This is a genomic window from Pseudomonas sp. MD195_PC81_125, from assembly GCF_014060985.1.
In the GTDB taxonomy this organism is placed as follows: domain Bacteria; phylum Pseudomonadota; class Gammaproteobacteria; order Pseudomonadales; family Pseudomonadaceae; genus Aquipseudomonas; species Aquipseudomonas parakoreensis.
The window spans coordinates 1-20988 of sequence record NZ_JABULD010000129.1; the positions used below are offsets into that span (position 1 = coordinate 1).

Consider the following 20988-nt stretch of genomic DNA (forward strand, 5'->3'; position numbering starts at 1 on the left):
AGCTCCCACATTGATTTGCAGCGTTCACAAAACCTGTGGGAGCTGGCTTGCCAGCGATGGGGCCAGCTCTGACTACATCAGCTTCGAATCATCACGCGTCGCGAAACAACCACGGCTGGCTCACGCGATGCTTGGCCTCGAACGCGGCAATCGCATCGCCGTCCTGCAAGGTCAGGCCGATATCATCCAGACCATTGAGCAGGCAATGCTTGCGGAACGCGTCGATCTCGAAGTGGTACACCTTGCCGTTCGGGCTGGTCACGGTCTGCTCGTGCAGATCGATCTGCAACTGATAGCCCGGCGCGGCCTCGACCTGCTTGAACAGTTCATCGACTTCAGCGTCGCTCAGAATGATCGGCAGCAAGCCGTTCTTGAAGCTGTTGTTAAAGAAGATGTCGGCGTAGCTCGGCGCGATGATGCTGCGGAAACCGTATTCTTCCAGCGCCCACGGGGCGTGTTCACGGCTGGAACCGCAACCGAAGTTCTCACGGGCCAGCAACACGCTGGCGCCTTGATAACGCTCGGCATTGAGCACGAAGTCCTTGTTCAACGGGCGCTTGGAGTTGTCCTGATACGGCTGGCCGACATCCAGGTAACGCCACTCGTCGAACAGGTTCGGGCCGAAACCGGTGCGCTTGATCGATTTCAAGAACTGCTTGGGAATGATCTGGTCGGTGTCGACGTTGGCACGATCCAGAGGCGCGACAAGACCAGTGTGCTGGGTAAAAGCTTTCATGCTGCGCTCTCCTTCAGATCAATTCACGAACGTCGATGAAACGACCGTTCACCGCCGCCGCAGCGGCCATGGCCGGGCTCACGAGGTGGGTACGACCACCGGCACCCTGACGGCCTTCGAAGTTACGGTTGGAGGTCGAAGCGCAATGCTCGCCGGACTCCAAACGGTCCGGGTTCATCGCCAGGCACATCGAGCAACCCGGCTCACGCCACTCAAAACCGGCTTCGAGGAAGATCTTGTCGAGACCTTCGGCCTCCGCCTGCGCCTTCACCAGACCCGAGCCCGGCACCACGATGGCCTGCTTGATCGTCGAAGCGACTTTGCGGCCCTTGGCAATCACGGCTGCAGCGCGCAAGTCTTCGATGCGCGAGTTGGTGCAGGAGCCGATGAACACGCGATCCAGCTGAATGTCGGTGATCGCCTGATTGGCGCTCAAACCCATGTACTTCAAGGCGCGGACGATCGAGTCGCGCTTGACCAGATCCATCTCTTTGGCCGGATCCGGCACGTTCTGATCAACGGCCAAGACCATTTCAGGCGAGGTGCCCCAGCTGACTTGCGGCTTGATCTGCGCAGCGTCGAGTTCAACCACGGTGTCGAACTTGGCATCGGCGTCGGAGACCAGGTCTTTCCAGGCTTCAACCGCCTGATCCCACTGCGCGCCTTTCGGCGCAAACGGACGGCCCTTGACGTACTCGACGGTCTTTTCATCCGCTGCCACCAGACCCACGCGGGCGCCGGCTTCGATGGACATGTTGCAGATGGTCATGCGGCCTTCGACGGACAGATCACGAATCGCGCTGCCGGCGAATTCGATGGCATGGCCGTTACCGCCGGCGGTGCCGATCTTGCCGATCACCGCGAGGACGATGTCCTTGGCGGTCACGCCGAACGGCAACTGGCCCTCGACGCGCACCAGCATGTTTTTCATCTTCTTGGCGACCAGGCACTGGGTGGCGAGCACGTGCTCGACCTCGGATGTGCCGATCCCGTGCGCCAAGGCACCGAAGGCACCGTGGGTCGAGGTGTGCGAGTCGCCGCAGACCACGGTCATGCCCGGCAAGGTTGCGCCCTGCTCCGGGCTGATCACGTGGACGATGCCCTGACGGATGTCGTTCATCTTGAACTCGACGATACCGTACTCATCACAGTTGTCATCGAGGGTCTGAACCTGCAAACGCGAGACCTGGTCGGCAATGGCCGTGATGCCGCCCTTGCGTTCTGGCGTGGTCGGTACGTTGTGGTCCGGGGTCGCGATGTTGGCATCGATGCGCCACGGCTTGCGCCCGGCCAGACGCAGGCCTTCGAAGGCTTGCGGCGAGGTCACTTCGTGGATGATGTGACGATCGATATAGATCAGCGCCGAGCCATCGTCGCGCTGCTTGACCAAATGCGAATCCCAGAGCTTGTCGTAGAGCGTTTTGCCGGCCATCAGACGGTTCCTCATCAGCTTGTTTCTATGCCCTGGGCTTATCAATAACCCTTTGGCTTGTGAGGCCGATCCTATGGGGTTACATTAAATAACTCAAATTCATATTTTTTTATGCTTTGGATAACCAACTGGAATACAAACCATGGATCTGGCCAACCTCAATGCGTTTATCGCTATCGCCGAGACTGGCAGCTTCTCCGGCGCCGGGGAACGCCTGCATCTGACCCAACCGGCGATCAGCAAACGCATCGCCGGGCTGGAGCAACAATTGAACGTGCGGCTGTTCGACCGCCTGGGTCGTGAAGTCGGCCTGACCGAAGCCGGCCGCGCTCTGCTGCCCCGGGCGTACCAGATTCTCAACGTGCTGGACGACACCCGTCGCGCCCTGACCAACCTGACCGGTGAAGTCAGCGGTCGCCTGACCCTGGCCACCAGTCACCACATCGGCCTGCACCGTTTGCCGCCACTCTTGAGGGAATTCACCCGCCGCTACCCACAAGTGGCGCTGGATATTCAGTTCCTCGATTCGGAAGTGGCCTACGAAGAAATTCTCCACGGCCGCGCCGAGCTGGCGGTGATCACTCTGGCCCCGGAGCCGCACACACTGGTCAAAGCCACGCCGGTGTGGGACGACCCGCTGGATTTCGTGGTAGCGCCGGAGCATTCGCTGATCAGCAATGGCGCCGTGAGCCTGGCGGACGTTGCCGGTCATCCGGCGGTTTTTCCCGGCGGCAACACCTTTACTCATCACATTGTCCAACGCTTGTTCGAAGCCCAAGGGCTGACGCCGAACATCGCCATGAGCACCAACTACCTGGAAACCATCAAGATGATGGTGTCCATTGGACTGGCCTGGAGTGTTCTGCCCCGTACCATGCTTGACGAACAGGTGGCGCGCATACCTTTGCCGGGCATACAGCTCAGTCGCCAGCTAGGCTATATCGTGCACACCGAACGGACGCTGTCGAATGCGGCAAGGGCTTTCATGGCCTTGCTGGATGCGCAAATCGATCTGCCAGGGACTCCAGGCTAACTTGTGCTACTCCTATAGAGCCGCTGTCCCTGTGCCTAACGCCACCATCAGCTCAAGGCCCGTTAACAATGCCGAAATCTGTTGACCGAATTCCGCCGATGCCGCGTATTCAGGCCATTGATCCGCGACGTTCCGAGCAGAGCTGGGAGAGTGCGCCGCAACTGCTCGCCGCACTCAACGGCGCCCGGCTCGGCGCCTGGTATTGGGACATCGAGCGTGGTCAGATCAGTTGGTCACGGGGCACTCAGGCGCTGTTCGGTTTCGATCCACGGCAACCGCTGCCCCAAGACCTCGAATACCTCGACCTGCTGCCACCCGAAGACCGGGCGAAAACCGTGCGCGCCTTCCACGCGGTGATTGCCGGCGCGCCGCTGGAACAGGCGATGCACCACCGCATCCGCTGGCCCGACGGCAGCCTGCACTGGCTGGAAATCAGCGGCAGCCTGCTGCCGGACAAAAACGGCCGTCCCCGAATGATCGGGGTGATTCGCGAAATCACCCACCAACGTCAACGCGAACAGGCCCTCAGCAGCTCGGAGAAACGTTTCGCCACACTCTTTCATCTGTGCCCGAACATGGTGTTGCTGACGCGCCAGGAAGACGGCCTGATCAGCGAGGCCAACCAGTATTTCGAAAGCCTGTTCGGTTGGCCGGTGCAGAGCGCCATTGGCCGCACCACCCTGGAGCTGGGCCTGTGGGTACACCCCGAACAACGTGCCGAACTGGTGAAAAAGACCAAGGCCAAAGGCGAACTGGTCAGCATGGAAGTGCAGTTTCGCGCCAGCAACGGGCAGATCCATGACGGCATTCTCAGCGCGCAAAAGGTCGAGCTCGAAGGCCAGCCGTATCTGCTCAGCACGTTCCTCGACACCACCGAGCGCAAAGCTGCCGAACACGCCTTGAAAGACAGCCAGGAACGCCTTGATCTGGCGCTGGATTCGGCGCAGCTCGGCACTTGGGACTGGCACATTCCCAGCGGCATGCTCTACGGTTCGGCGCGGGCCGCGCAGTTGCACGGGCTGGAACCGATTCCGTTTCACGAGTCATTCGAAGAGTTTTTCGAAGGCGTGCCCGGCGAAGAGCGCGACAGCATGCGCGACGCCTACCGCAGCCTGCGCGAAGGCCCGGCCGGCAACTATCAGCTGACTTATCGCGTGCAACTGCCCGACGGCAGCTCACGCTATCTGGAAAGCCGCGCCCGCCTCTATCGCGACGAAAACGGCGCGCCGCTGCGCATGGCCGGGACCTTGCTGGACATCACCGATCAGGTCGAGCGCGAGCAACGTCTGGTCGCCTCGGAAGAAAAATTCGCGACATTGTTTCAGGTCAGTCCGGACCCGATCTGCGTGACCCGTCAGGACAGCGGCGAGTTCATCGAAATCAACAACAGCTTCACCCAGACTTTCGGCTGGAGCGCCGCCGACGTGATCGGACGCACCGCCGAAGACATCGGCCTGTGGGACGCCTCGGCAAAGAGCCTGCAACGCATCGAACGCGTCATCCGCGAACAGGGCCTGAGCAATGTCGCGATCATCGTCCAGCACAAGGACGGCCAGTCGCTAACGTGTGTGATTTCCAGTCGGCAGATCAGCGTCGGCAATCAGCCATGCATCGTCACCACCCTGCGCGACATCACCCAACAGCAGCGCTCCGAGGCCGCGCTCAAGGCCAGCGAAGAGAAATTCGCCAAGGCGTTTCACTCCAGCCCCGACGCGATCACCATCACCGAGCGCGACACCGGGCGCTATCTGGAGGTCAACGACGGTTTCTGCCGCCTGACCGGCTATCGCGCTGACGAGGTGGTGGGCAAGACTGTGTATCAGATCGGCATCTGGGCCGAAGAGAAACAACGCTCGGCGCTGCTCGCCGAACTGCAGATCAAGGGCCGCGTGCATCACCAGGAAATGCTCGGACGCAACAAGCGCGGCGAGTTGCTGACGGTGGAGGTGTCGATCGAACCGATCACCCTCAACGAAACCGCGTGCCTGCTGCTGACCGCGCGCGACGTCAGCCTGCTGAAAAATGCCGAGGCGCAGATCCGCCACCTGGCCTATCACGACCCGCTCACCAACCTGCCCAACCGCGCCTTGCTGATGGATCGCCTGAGCCAGCAGATCGCCCTGCTCAAGCGCCACAACCTGCGCGGTGCGCTGCTGTTCCTCGACCTTGACCACTTCAAGCACATCAACGACTCGCTGGGCCATCCGGTCGGCGATACGGTGCTGAAAATCATCACCGCACGGCTCGAAGCCAGCGTGCGCATGGAGGACACGGTGGCGCGTCTCGGCGGCGATGAATTCGTGGTACTGCTCAGCGGTCTCGAAGGCACGCGCAACGAGGTCAGCGCGCAAGTGCGCGAGCTGGCCGACACCATTCGCGAGCTGCTGTCGGAGCCGATGTTCCTCGACGGCCAGCGCCTGCAAGTGACACCGAGTATCGGCGTGGCGCTGATTCCCGACCACGGCTCGACCCCGACCGACCTGCTCAAGCGCGCCGACATTGCCCTTTACCGGGCCAAGGACTCCGGGCGCAACACCACGCAGATGTACCACAACACCATGCAGAAAGCGGCCAGCGAGCGGTTGCGCATGGAGACCGATCTGCGCCTGGCGTTGTCGCGCGGCGAGTTCAACGTGCATTACCAGCCGCAGGTCGACGCGCAGGACAACCGCATCATCGGTGCCGAAGCGCTGGTGCGCTGGAACCACCCGGAACTCGGCGCGCAATCGCCCACCGAATTCATCAAGGTACTGGAAGACAGCGGTCTGATTCTGGAAGTCGGCACCTGGATTCTCGATGAAGCCTGCGAGGCGTTCAAACAATTGATCGCGCTGAAACTGGTCGACCCGCTCAACTTCAGCCTGTGCGTGAACATCAGCCCACGGCAGTTCCGCCAGAACGACTTCGTCGAACGTATCGAACACAGCATGAGCAGCCACGGCCTGCCCTGCTCGCTGCTGAAACTGGAGATCACCGAAGGCATCGTCATCCAGAACCTGGAAGACACCATTAGCAAAATGCGTCGCCTGAAAAAGCTCGGTGTGAGCTTCGCCATGGACGATTTCGGCACCGGCTATTCATCGCTGACTTACCTCAAACGCCTGCCGGTCGATACTCTGAAAATCGACCAGTCGTTCATCCGCGACGCAACCACCGACCCCAACGACGCCGAGATCATCCGCGCCATCGTCGCCATGGCCCGCAGCCTGGAACTGGAGGTGATTGCCGAAGGCGTGGAGACGCCGGAGCAACTGGCGTTCCTGCAAGGGCTCGGCTGCCATTTGTATCAGGGCTACCTGCACAGTCGGCCGGTGGCACTGGAAGCGTTGAAAAAGATGCTCGAATGACGGGCACAAAAAAAGGGCGCCAGTGGCGCCCTTTTTTATTGCTCGGTCTTATTGCAGAACCGGCTTTTGCGCTCCGTTGATCGGGATGCGCTTGGCTTTCGCTTCTTCCGGGATCACCCGCAACAGGTCGATGCTCAGCAGACCGTTGCTCAGATCGGCGGCCTTGATCTCGATGTGATCAGCCAGGCGGAAGGACAGCTTGAAAGCCCGCTGGGCAATGCCTTGATGCAGGAAGGTCACGCCTTCGTTGACATCACGCTTGCCGCCACTGATGGTCAGCACACCCTTCTCGACTTGCAGCTCCAGGTCTTCTTCCTGGAAACCGGCGGCCGCCACGACGATGCGGTATTGATCGTCACCGTGTTTTTCCACGTTGTAGGGTGGGTAGGTGCTGCCTGGCTCGTTGCGCAGAGCGGTTTCGAACAGGTCGTTGAAACGGTCGAAACCCACCGAAGAACGGAACAGTGGTGCCAGGGAAAATGCAGTACTCATGGTTCAAATCTCCTGAAAACAATCAGCAAGTTTTTGTGTCTCCGCGACCCGAATTCGGCATCGCGTAACCCTTAGATAGGGACCGCCAAAATGATTTCAAGAGAGTATTTGAAGATTTTTTTCAGGCCGCTTCGGCGACCGGCAAACCCAGTAAACGCGAGACCTGGTCCGGTTCTGTCTCGCGACGCAGCACAGTAAACAGCTCGGTAGCCTCGGGATAATTGCGCGTCAGCATCGCCAGCCACTGCTTCAAGCGACCCGGCGATTGGCGTGCGGTCATCTGCGCCTTGGCTTGCAGCCAGAAGTCCTGAATCAGCGGCAGCAGCTCGGTCCAGCTCATCTCGACCACGTCTTCACCAGCGCGCGCGGCGGCGATCTGCCTGGCAAGATCCGGGCGCGATACCAGACCGCGTCCGAGCATGATGTCTTCGACGCCGCTGATCTCGCGGCAGCGGCGCCAGTCCTCGACGCTCCAGATATCACCGTTGGCGAACACCGGCACCTTGACCACGTCCTGCACCCGCGGAATCCACTCCCAATGCGCCGGCGGCTTGTAGCCATCGACCTTGGTACGGGCATGCACCACGATGTGTTCGGCGCCGCCCTCGGCCAGCGCGGTGGCGCAGACCAGCGAGCCATCCGGGCTGTCGAAACCCAGGCGCATCTTCGCGGTGACCGGGATGTGTGCCGGCACGGCGCGACGCACGTGCTCGACAATGCTGTTGAGCAGTTCCGGCTCCTTGAGCAGCACCGCCCCGCCCCGCGATTTGTTGACGGTCTTGGCCGGGCAGCCGAAGTTCAGGTCGATGACTTCCGAGCCGAGCTCGCAGGCCAGCGCCGCGTTTTCCGCCAGGCACACCGGATCGGAACCCAACAATTGCACGCGCAGCGGCACGCCGGAACGGGTGCGGGCGCCGTTGAGCAGCTCCGGGCCGAACTTGTGGAAATAAGCCGGGGTGAGCAGCTGATCGTTGACCCGAATGAATTCGGTCACGCACCAGTCGATGCCGCCAACGCGGGTCAGCACGTCGCGCAGGATGTCGTCGACCAACCCCTCCATGGGCGCCAGGGCAATTTGCATGGGGAACACACTACTCAGGAAGAAAAAACGTGCGGCAGTTTACTGGATTAAGCAGGTTAAACCCACGACCACCTGTAGGAGCTGCCGCAGGCTGCGATCTTTTGACTTTTGATTTTTTAAGGATCACAATCAAAAGATCGCAGCCTTCGGCAGCGCCTACAGGGATTGGGTCAGGCTGGGAACTGGATCGCCGGGCCGTAACCCTCGATGAACTCTGCCGGCATGCGCTTGGGCTTGCCGGTGGACAGTTCGATGCAGACGAAGGTGGTCTGGGCGCGCAACAGGGTGGCGTTGTCGCTGGGGCGGATCAGCTGGAAGTGCCGGGTCATTTTCAGGCGCTGATCCCAATCGACGATCCAGGTTGCCAGTTGCAGCTCGTCGCCTTCGTAGGCCGCCGCCAGGTAATCGATTTCGTGCCGCACCACGGCCATCGCCCGATCCAGGCGCCGGTACTCGACCAGATCCAGCCCCAGACGCTGCGAGTGACGCCAGGCGCAGCGTTCGAGCCAGGTCACGTACACCGCGTTGTTGGCGTGGCCCAACCCGTCGATGTCCTCGGCGCCTACTTGCAGATCAATGGTGAACGGCGTTGCCCGATCCCAGCCCATGCCCCACTCCCGGTCAGATTATTCAACCGGGGCAGTGTAACGGATGTCAGGCCGATTGCCGCGCTTGAAGGCTGCGCCCCGCCAACAGTGATAACACGCCATCAACCACCCGAGGGTCGGCCAGTACACGCTGGTGACCGCCGCTTTCCAGGCGCAACAGGCGACTGTCGAACCAGGACTCGTGGATCAATTGCGATTCCTTGACCGGGACGAAATTGTCATCCTCGGCATGCACGATCAGGCCCGGCATATCCAATTGATAGTGCGCGACATCGAGGGTGGCGGCGCGCATGCCGACGTCCTGCTCGACCTGACGGATGAACGCCGAGCGCGCTCGCGGCGGCATGCCGACATAGCGGGCGAAACCACGCAACACTCCAAGGATCCGTGCGGGCGCCGCGATGCTGACCAGGGTTTCGGTACGCAGCCCCAATTGGACCGCGAGCATGGCACTGGCGCCGCCCATGGAGTGGCCGATGACGGCTTGCAGCGGTGGCAGTTCGGCGGCTGCTTCGAGCATGGCGCGGGCGAACAGTACGACGTTGGCTTCACGCCCCGGCGAACGACCATGAGCCGGACCATCAAGGGCAACGACGGTGTAACCGGCCTCGACCAGCGCGGTGATCAACGCCGCAAACTGCGTGGGTCGCCCTTCCCAGCCGTGCATCAGCAGCACCGCCGGGCCTTGGCCCCCAGCGCAGCGCCGACAGGCCAAAGCGCAAAGTGATGCGTTCGGAGCTCGCCAGCAGCGGCAGCTCCCAATCGCGCAGCGGCAACGTGCGCGGCGTCATGAACGCTACGCGCATTTTGCTCGCTACCCGCTTTGGTGCAATCCAGCCCAAGGTGCCATTAACGCCACGAACCCACTTCAACGTGTTCATCGCTCTCTCCTCAGGCGTATTGCCTTCAGGTCAACGCACCGCCGACTTGGCAGCGCGCAGCAATCGATCGGATAAATCGCCCGGGCCCAGCGCGCGTGCCAGCGCCAGACCACCCACCATCAACGCCACATCGGCCAATGCCTTGTCGGTGTCCTCGGGGCTGGACGCCAACTGCGCAATCATCAGTTCCAGGTGTTCGTTCAGTGCGATGCGGAAGGATTCCGGCAGACGCCCCAGTTCGCCAATCGAAGCCGGTATCGGGCACGCAGCATCGCTGGAATCCCGATGCTTACGCGACAGATAGAACGCAGCAACCAGAGCGCGACGCTCTTCGCCGGTCAGCTCGGCGTCCATGTCGGCAATCAGGTCGCGTCGACGGCTGAGCAGCTGCTTGAACGCTTCGAGCATCATCGCGTCCTTGCTTTCGAAGTGCGCGTAGAAACCACCAACAGTCAGGCCGGCGGCGCCCATCACTTCGCCTACGCTGGGATCCGCCGGACCCCGCTGCATCAGCGCAGCGCTGGCAGCCTTGAGGATGCGTTCGCGGGTTTGAGCTTTTTTATCGTTCATCGTTGCCTCCGAATATTACGCCTAGAATATTATTCGCATAATAATATTCTGCAAGTCGAGGATATGACCGCTGGTCTGAAGCACAGTGTAAGGAAAATGGAGAGTTGGCCAAACGCCAGACAAACAAAAGGGCCATTCAATAATTGAATGACCCTTATAAATCCCGCAGAGCGGGTAATCGTGGCGTCCCCTAGGGGACTCGAACCCCTGTTACCGCCGTGAAAGGGCGGTGTCCTAGGCCACTAGACGAAGGGGACACAAACCCTTCTATACAGCTGATCAGTGCTGAGATCTGATCTGATTCAAGCCGGTGTGGCCAGACCTTGAACTGTAAAATTGGTGGAGCTAAGCGGGATCGAACCGCTGACCTCCTGCATGCCATGCAGGCGCTCTCCCAGCTGAGCTATAGCCCCGGATTTTTCGCCTCGCGGCGGAGCGACATCTTGCAACATCGCTTCTGTAAAACTGGCGTCCCCTAGGGGACTCGAACCCCTGTTACCGCCGTGAAAGGGCGGTGTCCTAGGCCACTAGACGAAGGGGACGCAAACCCTTCCATACAACTGATCAACGCTGATTGTTGATCGCTTCGAAGCCGGTGTGGCCAGGCTTCGAAGTGTAAATTGGTGGAGCTAGACGGGATCGAACCGTCGACCTCTTGCATGCCATGCAAGCGCTCTCCCAGCTGAGCTATAGCCCCTCATCGTTGATGTCATCGCTGAGGACGGGGCGAATCTTAAGGGCGTATCGAAAGCCTGTCAAACTTATTTTTTGAAAAAATTCAAAGTTTTTTGTCGGCATAACAATCACTTACCGCCCTCCCCCCGAAAATCCGGGAGGTTTACGCACGCCGCCGACCTGTAGGAGCTGGCGCAGGCTGCAATCTTTTGCCGTTGGTCTTTAGAAGCAAGAGCAAAAGATCGCAGCCTTCGGCAGCTCCTACAGGGAATCACAAGTGCTTAGGCGATAGCGCCCAGCAGCTTTTCCCACTCTTTGTTTTCTTTCTTCGACACGCCGCCCAGCAGGTCAATCGCCTGGCGCAGACGGAAACGGGTCAGGTCCGGGCCGAGGATTTCCATCGCATCGAGTACCGACACCGAACTGGCCTGCCCGGTGATCGCGGCAAACATCAGCGGCATCGCGTCACGCAGCTTCAGCTCAAGGGATTCGACTACCGCCTGAATCGTCGCGGTGATGCTGTCCTTCTCCCACTGACGCAGGCTTTCCAGCTTCCACAGGATCAACTGCATCAGCTGACGCACCTGATCGCCCGAAAGCTTCTTCGATTCGAACAGCTTGGCATCCGGATTGACACCACCGGCAAAGAAGAACCCGGCCAACGGTGCAACCTGGCTGAAGGTTTCCACGCGGCCCTGGACGTGCGGCGCGATCTTCATCATGTATTCGGAATTGAACGCCCACTTCTGCACACGCGCGGCGAACTCTTCCACCGGCAGGTCACGCAGCCACTGGCCGTTGAGCCACGACAGTTTCTCGATGTCGAAGATCGGCCCGCCGAGGGACACACGCTTGAGGTCGAAGTTGTCGACCATTTCCTGCAGCGAGAACTTCTCGCGCTCGTCCGGCATCGACCAGCCCATGCGACCGAGGTAATTGAGCATTGCTTCCGGCATGAAGCCCATGCGCTCGTAGAAGGTCACCGAGGTCGGGTTCTTGCGTTTGGACAGCTTGCTCTTGTCCGGGTTACGCAGCAGCGGCATGTAGCACAGCTCCGGTTGTTCCCAGCCGAAGTATTCGTAGAGCAGGATCAGTTTCGGCGCCGACGGCAGCCATTCTTCGCCACGCAGCACATGGGTGATGCCCATCAGGTGGTCGTCGACCACGTTGGCGAGGAAGTACGTCGGCAGGCCGTCGGTCTTCATCAGCACTTGCATGTCCATGCGATCCCACGGGATCTCGACATCGCCGCGCAGCATGTCCGGCACCACGCAGACGCCTTCGGTCGGCACCTTCATACGGATCACGTGCGGCTCGCCAGCGGCCAGACGCGCCGCGACTTCTTCCTTGGACAACAGCAGCGCGCGGCCGTCGTAACGCGGGGTTTCGCCGCGCGCCATTTGTTCGGCGCGCATCTGGTCCAGTTCTTCAGCGGTGCAGAAGCATGGGAACGCGTGGCCCATGTCCACCAGTTGCTGGCAATACTTCTGATAGATATCGCCACGCTCGCTCTGCCGGTACGGGCCGTGCGGGCCGCCGACATCCGGGCCTTCGCTCCAGTCGATCCCCAGCCAGCGCAGGGCGTCGAAAATCTGCTGCTCGGACTCGCGGGTCGAACGCAACTGGTCGGTGTCTTCGATGCGCAGGATGAACTCACCGCCATGCTGCTTGGCAAAGCAGTAGTTGAACAATGCGATGTAAGCGGTACCTACGTGGGGGTCCCCGGTAGGCGATGGCGCGATGCGAGTGCGGACGGTGGTCATGGCATGTCTCGAAAAGAAATGAAAAGCAAAACAATCAAGCGGCGAATGGTAACAGGCGACACCCGCCCCGCTCCAGCGGGCAGGGCATTTAAGCCAAGTTTGCGGCTGGAACGCCCATAGAGCGTGGCGAATGGCCGAATATCGGTCGACAGCATTTACCGTTTATCGGCTTCGTGCCAGATTCTCCCCCTGATAACTTTCCTTACAATTCCTCGACTACAGTTTGCCCATGCCTGCCCAACTCAAGCGTCGCCTGTTCGTTTTCCTGCTGCTGGTTCTGTTGATTGCCGGGGGCTTCTTCGCCCATTGGTTTTTCAAGGGACGCTTTTATGAAAGCACCGACAATGCCTATGTCCAGGGCGAGATCACCCGCGTCTCCAGCCAGTTGAGCGCGCGCATCGACGAAGTGCTGGTGCAGGACAACCAGCACGTGGAAAAAGGCCAGTTGCTGGTACGCCTCGAACCCAATGATTTCCGCCTGGCCGTGGATCGCGCCAGCGCCGCCCTCGCCACCCGCGAAGCCGAGCGCTTGCAGGCACAAAGCAAACTGACTCAGCAATCGAGCCTGATCGCCGCCAGCGACGCGCAAGTGGCCGCCTCCCAGGCATCGCTGGGTCGTTCGCAGATAGATCTGTCGCGCGCTGAAGCCCTGCGCAAGCCTGGTTTTGTGTCCGAGGAACGGGTCACCACCCTCTCCGCCGACAACCATATCGCCCGCTCGCAAGTGGCCAAGGCTCAGGCCGATGCGCAGAGTCAGCGCCAGCAGGTCAACGCACTGACCGCCGAGATCAAACGTCTCGACGCGCAGATCGCCAACGCCCGCGCCGATCTGGCCCAGGCCGAACTCAACCTGACCCGCAGCGATATCCACGCGCCGATCAGCGGCATGGTCGGCCAGCGTGCCGCGCGCAACGGCCAAGTGGTGCAGGCCGGCGCGTACCTGCTGTCGATCGTCCCGGACGAAGACATCTGGGTGCAGGCCAACTTCAAGGAAACCCAGATCGGCCACATGGTCCCCGGCCAAAAAAGCCGAACTGACTTTCGACGCCTACAGCGACACGCCGATCGAGGCGCGTGTCGACAGTCTGTTCGCCGCCTCGGGTGCGCAGTTCAGCCTGTTGCCGCCGGACAACGCCACCGGCAACTTCACCAAAGTCGTGCAGCGGATTCCGGTGAAATTGACGTTCAAGGCTGACAATCCGTTGCATGGCAAGATCCGTCCGGGCATGTCGGTCACCGCCACCGTGAACATCAAAGACGCCCCAGACAATGGCCGGTGATCAACTGATCCGCCCGGCCGGCGAACCGACCCGGCGGGACTGGATCGCGGTGATGAGCGTGATGCTTGGCGCCTTCATGGCAGTGCTCGACATTCAGATCACCAACTCTTCGCTCAAGGACATTCAGGGCGCGCTGTCGGCGACACTGGAAGAAGGCTCGTGGATTTCCACCTCCTATCTGGTCGCGGAGATCATCATGATTCCGCTGACCGCGTGGCTGGTGCAGTTGCTCTCGGCACGACGGCTGGCGGTGTGGGTGTCGCTGGGGTTTCTGGTGTCATCGTTGCTGTGCTCGATGGCCTGGAGCCTCGAAAGCATGATTGTCTTTCGCGCCATGCAGGGTTTCACCGGCGGCGCGCTGATCCCGCTGGCGTTCACCCTGACCCTGATCAAACTCCCCGAACATCATCGCGCCAAAGGCATGGCGATGTTCGCCATGACCGCGACCTTTGCTCCGTCCATCGGCCCGACCCTCGGCGGCTGGCTCACGGAGAACTGGGGCTGGGAATACATTTTTTACATCAACATTCCGCCGGGGCTGATCATGATCGCCGGGCTGATGTACGGGCTGGAGAAGAAAGAAGCGCACTGGAAACTGCTGAAAAGCACCGACTACACCGGGATTCTCACCCTCGGTGTCGGCCTCGGTTGCCTGCAGGTGTTTCTTGAAGAGGGCCACCGCAAGGACTGGCTGGAATCGAACCTGATCGTGACCCTCGGCAGCATCGCCCTCCTCAGCCTGATCACCTTCGTCATCGTGCAGGTCTCCAAACCCAACCCGCTGATCAACCTCGGCATCCTGCGCAATCGCAACTTCGGCCTGTCGAGCATTTCCAGCCTGGGCATGGGTGTCGGCTTGTATGGCTCGATTTATCTGCTGCCGCTGTACCTGGCGCAGATCCAAAACTACAACGCCCTGCAAATCGGCGAAGTGATCATGTGGATGGGCGTGCCGCAGCTGTTCCTGATTCCGCTGGTGCCGAAGCTGATGAAGTTCGTTTCACCGAAGTGGCTGTGCACCCTGGGCTTCGGACTGTTCGGGCTGGCGAGTTTTTCGTCGGGAGTGCTCAACCCGGATTTCGCCGGACCGCAGTTCAATCAAATCCAGATCATCCGGGCGCTGGGCCAGCCGCTGATCATGGTGACCATTTCGCTGATCGCCACCGCTTACATCCTGCCGCAGGACGCGGGATCGGCATCGAGCCTGTTCAACATCCTGCGCAACCTCGGCGGTGCGATCGGCATTGCCCTGCTCGCCACGCTGCTGGATGCACGGACCAAGACTTACTTCGATTATTTGCGCGAGGCGGTGGTGCCGACCAATCCGCAAGTGGCTGAGCGGCTGGCGTCGATGACCGACCGCTTTGGCAGTGACACGGCGGCGTTGGGCAAGTTGAGCGAGATCGTCCATCAGCAGGCGCTGATCATGGCCTACAACGACGCGTTTCACTTTGTCGGGATAGCGCTGGGGATCAGCATGTTGGCGATTTTGTTGACCAAAAAATTGCCAGAGGGGCTGAAGGCTGGGGAAGCGCATTAAACTGAACACAACCCTGTAGGAGCTGCCGGAGGCTGCGATCTTTTGCTTTTTGATTGTAAAAAAACAAGATCAAAAAGATCGCAGCGTGCCGCAGCTCCTACAGAGGATTTGTGGGGATCAGAAGATCTGGGTGAACAACCAGTACAGGCTGCCCGACAGCAGAACCGCCGCCGGCAACGTCAGCACCCACGCCATCAGCAGATTGCGGATGGTCTTCATCTGCAAACCGCCGCCATTGGCGACCATGGTTCCGGCCACGCCCGACGACAACACATGGGTGGTCGAGACCGGCAAACCGAACATGTCCGCCGCGCCAATGGTCAGCATCGCCACGGTTTCCGCCGAGGCGCCCTGGGCGTAGGTCAGGTGGGTCTTGCCGATCTTTTCGCCGACCGTCACCACAATCCGTTTCCAGCCGACCATGGTCCCCAGCCCCAAGGCGATGGCCACGGCGATCTTCACCCACAACGGAATAAAGCGCGTGGCGTTGTCGATCTGCTGCTTGAACAGCTGCAGTTTGTCCGTGGTGTCGGCGTCAAAGTTGCCGACCTTGTTCTTCTCCATCAAGCGAATGCTTTCGCTGGCCAGGTACATGTCGTTGCGCACGTTGCCCATGGCTTCGGCCGGGACTTTCGACAGCGAACCATAGCCTTTGACCTCTTCGCCAATGTGCCCGGTCAGGGCGGCGAGGGCGGGGATCAGTTGCGGGCGTGGCTTGCTTGCTGCGCACGTAATCGGAGAGCACCGGACGCGGATCGACCGGGGCTGGCAGCGGGGTGTTTTTCACCAGCGCTTGCTGGGTGACTTCGGCGACAGCGGCAAACTGCAGCGCCTGATCGGCGGGCATGGTGCGGTTCAAGGCGTAAGCCATGGGCAGGGTGCCGACCAGAATCAGCATGATCAGGCCCATGCCTTTCTGCCCGTCGTTGGAGCCGTGGGCGAAAGACACACCGGTGCAGGTGGCGATCAACAAACCGCGAATCCACCACGGTGGCGGGTTGTTGCCTTGCGGCGCCTTGTACAGCGCGCGGTTCTTGATGAAGGCGCGCATGGCCAGCAGCAACAGCGCCGCGCAGCCGAAGCCCACCAGCGGCGACAGCAACAGCGCGTAACCAATCTTGGTGGCCTGCGCCCAGTCCACGCCGCTGGTGCCGTCGCGCCCGTGCATCAGGGCATTGGCCACGCCGACGCCGATGATTGAGCCAATCAGCGTGTGGGAAGAGGAGGCCGGCAGGCCCAGCCACCAGGTGCCGAGGTTCCACAGAATTGCCGCGATCAGCAGGGCAAAGATCATCGCGAAACCGGCGGACGAACCGACCTGCAGAATCAGCTCCACCGGCAGCAGGGCGATGATGCCGAACGCCACCGCGCCGCTGGACAGCAGCACCCCGAGGAAATTGAAGAAGCCCGACCAGACCACCGCCACGTTCGGCGGCAGCGAATGGGTGTAGATCACCGTCGCGACGGCGTTGGCGGTGTCGTGGAAACCGTTGACGAACTCGAAGCCCAGCGCAATCAGCAACGCCACGCCGAGCAACAGGAACGGGGTCCAGGTGGTGACGGTGGTGCCCAGCTCATGCATGTCGTGCATCAGGCTGTAAGCGGTGAACAACATGCCCATGGCCAGAACCGCGAAGAACACCACGTAAGTGAACGGACCGGGTTTCTTATCAAGTGCCGGCCGGCCGCCGTGGGCGGACGTGGGGCGGGCGGCGGTCAGGGAGGGAGTAGCCATGAACGGACAATCCTGAGCGAGGGAAGGTTTGTTCGTCATGATCGTTGCTAAATATTACAGAGAGACTGCGATAGATCAGTGTTTGGGTTTTTAGCTCCACCACTGATCTGAAGGCTGAAGCAGATCCCTGTGGGAGCGAGCTTGCTCGCGAAAGCGGTGTGTCATTCAACAATGATGGTGCCTGATATTCCGTCTTCGCGAGCAAGCTCGCTCCCACAGGGGAACTGTGCTGGACATCAGGTTCGGTGGTCAGTAATCCCCGCGCTTGCGAAACGCCCAGCGCCCGGCAATCACGGTAAACGTCGCCACGAGCGCCACCAGAATCCAGAACCCTTCCGGATCCGTCGCCAGCGGCACGCCGCCGACGTTCATGCCGAAGAAGCCGGCGATGATGTTGATCGGCAGCGCCAGCACCGTGACCACGGTCAGGGTGAACAGCGTGCGGTTGCTCTGTTCGTTGAGGTTGGCGGCGATTTCTTCCTGCAGCAGTTTGATCCGCTCGCCGAGGGCGGTGAGGTCGTTGATGATCAGCGCAAATTCCTCGGTGGACTTGCGCAGCTCCTTGACGTCCTCCTTCTGCAGCCACGCCGGCGGCCGGTTGAGCAAGCGCAGCAAGGAGCCCGGCTCCAGCGCCAACAGGCGTTGCAGGCGCACCAGCACCCGACGGTTGGCACCGAGTTCGGCGCGGTTGGTCGACAGGCGCGAGGAGAGTAATTCGTCTTCGACCTGATCGACGCTCATGCTGGTCTTGCGCACGATCTGCGTCAGCACTTCGCCCTGATCGCGCAGCAGGTGCACCAGCAGTTCCGACGGTGAGCGAAAGCATTCGCCGGCCTTCACCGACGAACGCAGTTTGTCCACCGAGTGCAGCGGTTGCAGGCGTGCGCTGACGATCAGTTTGCTGCGCACACAGACCCACAGCGTCGACACGTCCGAAGACACCATGCTGCTGAGGTTGAACACCACGTCGTTGACCACTGCCAGCAACGCCGAGTCCACGTGCTCGATGCGCGTCGAGCGCGAACCTTCGTGCAGCGCCTCGAAGAACTCTTCGGGCAATTGCAGATGACTTTTCATCCAGCGCTCACACGCGGCGTGCGCCAGGTTCAGGTGCAGCCAGAGGAATTCATCACGGTCGCCGTCGTCTTGCAAGCAACGCAGGGCGGTCGCCGAATCGACTTCGCGGCCACGCTCACCGGGACGAAAACGGAAGCCGTAAAGCAGACCGAACAAATCAGGATCGCGATGACTGAGGTCGAGGCTGTGGTTCATGGAGGCTCGCTGCGAGGAGGGCGTCTGGCGTGGAGTTTTCAGATTCACCTGAGCCGCATCATCGCAACCGGATATGACACTTGTGTGACGATAAAGTGACGCCAGATCAATGCCTTACCGGCGGTCGGATTTCTTTCAAGAAGCGCTCTGGTGCGCCGATCACGCTTGGGTTACGTTGCGCGCGCTTGGCCATGAGCCAAGGCTCGCCGACACGGATGTCCGGCAAAATTCCACGCCTTATCGGGCGTGCCTCATCCCTGTCCTGAGTATCTCGCGATGCTGCAAAAATCCCTGAGAGCACAAATTCTCGCCCTGCTGAGCGGCAGCCTGCTGGCGATGCTGTTGATCGCACTGGCCTGCTTTCATTTCCTGTCCAATGGCGTGCAGAACTACAGCCAGTTGATCGCCGGCCCCTTGCACACCTCACAATTGATCGACGAGGCCAACCTGCAATTCAAGGTGCAGGTGCAGGAGTGGAAAAACGTCTTGCTGCGCGGCAAGCAACCGGCGGACCTGGCCAAATACTGGAGCCAGTTCGAAGATCGTCAGCGCGATGTGCAGAACATTCTCGGTGAACTGGCCGGCCAGAAAGGCCTGGAGCCGGCGCTGAAAACCCGCATCGAACGCCTGCGTGAAGAACACCGCCAACTCGGCAGCGCCTACCAGAAAGGTCGCGATGCCTACGTCGCGGCCGGTGCCGATCCAGCGGCTGGCGACAGCGCCGTCAAAGGCGTGGACCGCGCCACCAGCGATCAGATGAGCGAACTGGTCGCCGAGCTGCGCAAGCAGGGCACCGAACAGTCGGCGCAGATCAGCGCCAGTGCCGACAGCACCGTGCTGCTGGGAATTGTGGTGATGCTCGGTTCCGGTCTGCTGATCGGCTTGCTCAGCCTGTGGCTGGTCAACCGCAACCTGATCGAACCGATCCGCAAACTGATCGATTACGTCACCCAGTTGAGCCGTGGGCGCCTTGCCGAACGCGTCGCCAACGCCCGCCAGGACGAGTTGGGCAACCTTGCGGCCGCCGCCAATACCCTGCGCGATTTCCTCGCCGAAACCTTCACTCACCTGCAACGCAGTGCCAGTGATCTGGACAGCGCCAGCGGCGAACTGAATGCGATCGCCACGACCATGGCCGGCGGCACCAACGAGCAGTTCAACCGTACCGATCAGGTGGCCACGGCAATGAACGAAATGTCCGCCACCGCCCAGGAAGTCGCCCGGCATGCGGCGGATGCGGCGCGGGCTGCCGACGATGCCGACCAGTCCGCCCAGCAGGGTGAAAAGGTCATGCAGGGCACCATCCACACCATCACCCGGATGCGTGGCGAAATCGCCAACACCGCTGAAGTGATTCGTCGCCTGGAAAGCGACAGCGGGCGCATCGGCAAGGTGCTGGAAGTGATTCGCGGCATCGCCGAACAGACCAACCTGCTGGCGCTCAACGCAGCGATTGAAGCGGCGCGGGCCGGTGAGGCCGGACGCGGTTTCGCGGTGGTCGCCGATGAGGTGCGCAACCTTGCGCAGCGTACCGCCGAGTCGATCATCGAGATCAACCAGATCATTCAGAACGTGCAGACCGGTGCCGTGGATGCTGCGCAAGCGATCGAAAGCGGTCAGGCGCGCAGCGACGAAAGCGTCGAGCAAGTGACTCAGGCCGGTGCGATGCTGGAGCGCATCACCCATGCGGTGGAAGCGATCCGCGACATGAACCGCCAGATCGCCACCGCCGCCGAAGAGCAGACCTCGGTGGCCGAAGACATCTCGCGCAACCTGACCGAGATCACGTCCATCGCCAGCACCAACCTCAACAGCGTGCAGCGCACCGAAAGCGCCAGCCAGAATCTGCATGGCCTGTCCGGGCAACTCAATGAGGTCACCGCGCGCCTGAGCGCCTGACGTCCGCCGACGTGTACCGGTTCGGTTACCGAGTCGGTACACAGTCGATCTCAAATCCGTGCGAGTGCCGCCGATGGCCGGTTATCTATAACCGGCATTGGAGCCAGCCCATGGTCAGCATCACCTCTGTTTCAATCAATCAGACCATCACCACCGCCACCAGCAAAACCAAAATCAGTGACGCCAGTGACGACACCGCGACCACTGCAACCGGCAGCAATGGCGTCAGCGTTGATACCAGCAAAGTCGCAGCCGGCGGGGGCGCGGCTCCGGCAGGCGACAGCAGTTCCGACAGCAGCGGTGAATCGGATTCGGTGAAAGCACTGCGCAAGCAGATCGCCGAGCTGCAAAAGCAATTGCAGGAGCAACAGCAAGCGCTGCGAGCGGCTCAGGCCAAGCAGGAAGACGCTGATGCCAAAGCGGCTGACGTGGCCTCCGCCGAGTCGCAGATCTCCAGCACCTCGGCTTCGTTGCAGACCGCGACGGCGGCGTTGTTGCAGGCGTTGCAGGATTCCGGATCGAGCAGCTCCGGGTCGTTGGTCAGCACGTCGGCCTGATTTCTCAAGAGCACTGAAGGTCCAATGTGGGAGCGAGCCTGCTCGCGAAGGCGCAGTGCCAGTCGCCTCAAATGTGGCAGACAGACC

At 60.9% G+C, this 20988-nt stretch carries 13 protein-coding genes, 4 tRNA genes and 3 pseudogenes; 6 read left to right on the top strand and 14 right to left on the bottom strand.

All coding sequences use genetic code 11. From position 1 onward, the window contains the following. Positions 1 to 91: 91 nt before the first annotated feature. Both leuD and leuC read right to left on the bottom strand, forming a co-directional pair. A complete protein-coding gene (leuD, locus tag HT737_RS05685; RefSeq protein WP_047293213.1) occupies positions 92 to 736 on the bottom strand; it encodes a 3-isopropylmalate dehydratase small subunit in 645 nt (214 codons plus the stop codon). A 13-nt stretch (positions 737 to 749) separates the two neighbouring features. Then, the gene (leuC, locus tag HT737_RS05690) at positions 750 to 2168 is read right to left on the bottom strand and encodes a 3-isopropylmalate dehydratase large subunit (RefSeq protein ID WP_095668812.1); all 1419 of its coding nucleotides are present in this window, start codon (positions 2166 to 2168) and stop codon (positions 750 to 752) included. Positions 2169 to 2310: 142 nt separating this feature from the next. Between leuC and HT737_RS05695 the strand changes: the two genes are divergently transcribed. Beyond that, on the top strand, positions 2311 to 3201 hold the full coding sequence (locus HT737_RS05695) for a LysR family transcriptional regulator (RefSeq protein ID WP_041066034.1): 891 nt from the start codon (positions 2311 to 2313) through the stop codon (positions 3199 to 3201). 68 nt (positions 3202 to 3269) lie between these two features. Continuing rightward, a complete protein-coding gene (locus tag HT737_RS05700) occupies positions 3270 to 6548 on the top strand; it encodes a PAS domain S-box protein (RefSeq protein WP_041066032.1) in 3279 nt (1092 codons plus the stop codon). A gap of 48 nt (positions 6549 to 6596) precedes the next feature. Here HT737_RS05700 and HT737_RS05705 read toward each other — a convergent pair whose 3' ends face one another. The 10 genes and pseudogenes from HT737_RS05705 to gltX form a co-directional block, all read right to left on the bottom strand. Beyond that, the gene (locus tag HT737_RS05705; protein WP_047293206.1) at positions 6597 to 7040 is read right to left on the bottom strand and encodes an Hsp20 family protein; all 444 of its coding nucleotides are present in this window, start codon (positions 7038 to 7040) and stop codon (positions 6597 to 6599) included. A 121-nt stretch (positions 7041 to 7161) separates the two neighbouring features. After that, positions 7162 to 8121 (bottom strand): tRNA-dihydrouridine synthase, encoded by a 960-nt coding sequence (locus HT737_RS05710; protein ID WP_182401799.1) that lies wholly within the window; start codon positions 8119 to 8121, stop codon positions 7162 to 7164. Between the two features lie 170 nt (positions 8122 to 8291). After that, positions 8292 to 8729 (bottom strand): thioesterase family protein, encoded by a 438-nt coding sequence (locus HT737_RS05715; RefSeq protein ID WP_182401801.1) that lies wholly within the window; start codon positions 8727 to 8729, stop codon positions 8292 to 8294. Positions 8730 to 8775: 46 nt separating this feature from the next. Then, a pseudogene (locus HT737_RS05720) lies at positions 8776 to 9610 on the bottom strand (alpha/beta fold hydrolase). 30 nt (positions 9611 to 9640) lie between these two features. Beyond that, a complete protein-coding gene (locus HT737_RS05725; protein ID WP_041066015.1) occupies positions 9641 to 10180 on the bottom strand; it encodes a TetR/AcrR family transcriptional regulator in 540 nt (179 codons plus the stop codon). 181 nt (positions 10181 to 10361) lie between these two features. After that, positions 10362 to 10437: transfer RNA gene (locus tag HT737_RS05730), tRNA-Glu, on the bottom strand. An 80-nt stretch (positions 10438 to 10517) separates the two neighbouring features. Next, positions 10518 to 10593, bottom strand: a tRNA-Ala gene (locus HT737_RS05735). A 53-nt stretch (positions 10594 to 10646) separates the two neighbouring features. After that, positions 10647 to 10722, bottom strand: a tRNA-Glu gene (locus HT737_RS05740). Positions 10723 to 10801: 79 nt separating this feature from the next. Continuing rightward, a tRNA-Ala gene (locus tag HT737_RS05745) sits at positions 10802 to 10877 on the bottom strand. A gap of 259 nt (positions 10878 to 11136) precedes the next feature. Beyond that, complete coding sequence (gene gltX, locus HT737_RS05750) at positions 11137 to 12618, bottom strand: glutamate--tRNA ligase (protein ID WP_047293199.1); 1482 nt, start codon at positions 12616 to 12618, stop codon at positions 11137 to 11139. 229 nt (positions 12619 to 12847) lie between these two features. On the opposite strand from gltX, the pseudogene HT737_RS05755 reads away from it, so the two are divergent. Both HT737_RS05755 and HT737_RS05760 read left to right on the top strand, forming a co-directional pair. After that, a pseudogene (locus HT737_RS05755) lies at positions 12848 to 13898 on the top strand (HlyD family secretion protein). A gap of 49 nt (positions 13899 to 13947) precedes the next feature. Further along, positions 13948 to 15438: an MDR family MFS transporter gene (locus HT737_RS05760; protein ID WP_182401806.1), complete on the top strand. Its 1491-nt coding sequence runs from the start codon at positions 13948 to 13950 to the stop codon at positions 15436 to 15438. A gap of 117 nt (positions 15439 to 15555) precedes the next feature. Here the strand turns inward: HT737_RS05760 and HT737_RS05765 are convergent. Next, positions 15556 to 17173, bottom strand: a pseudogene (locus HT737_RS05765) (inorganic phosphate transporter). A gap of 249 nt (positions 17174 to 17422) precedes the next feature. Further along, the gene (locus HT737_RS05770; RefSeq protein ID WP_182401803.1) at positions 17423 to 18445 is read right to left on the bottom strand and encodes a transporter; all 1023 of its coding nucleotides are present in this window, start codon (positions 18443 to 18445) and stop codon (positions 17423 to 17425) included. A 276-nt stretch (positions 18446 to 18721) separates the two neighbouring features. On the opposite strand from HT737_RS05770, the gene HT737_RS05775 reads away from it, so the two are divergent. Next, positions 18722 to 20344 (top strand): methyl-accepting chemotaxis protein, encoded by a 1623-nt coding sequence (locus HT737_RS05775; RefSeq protein ID WP_121186782.1) that lies wholly within the window; start codon positions 18722 to 18724, stop codon positions 20342 to 20344. Between the two features lie 110 nt (positions 20345 to 20454). Beyond that, the gene (locus HT737_RS05780; protein WP_182401805.1) at positions 20455 to 20901 is read left to right on the top strand and encodes a hypothetical protein; all 447 of its coding nucleotides are present in this window, start codon (positions 20455 to 20457) and stop codon (positions 20899 to 20901) included. Positions 20902 to 20988: the final 87 nt, after the last annotated feature.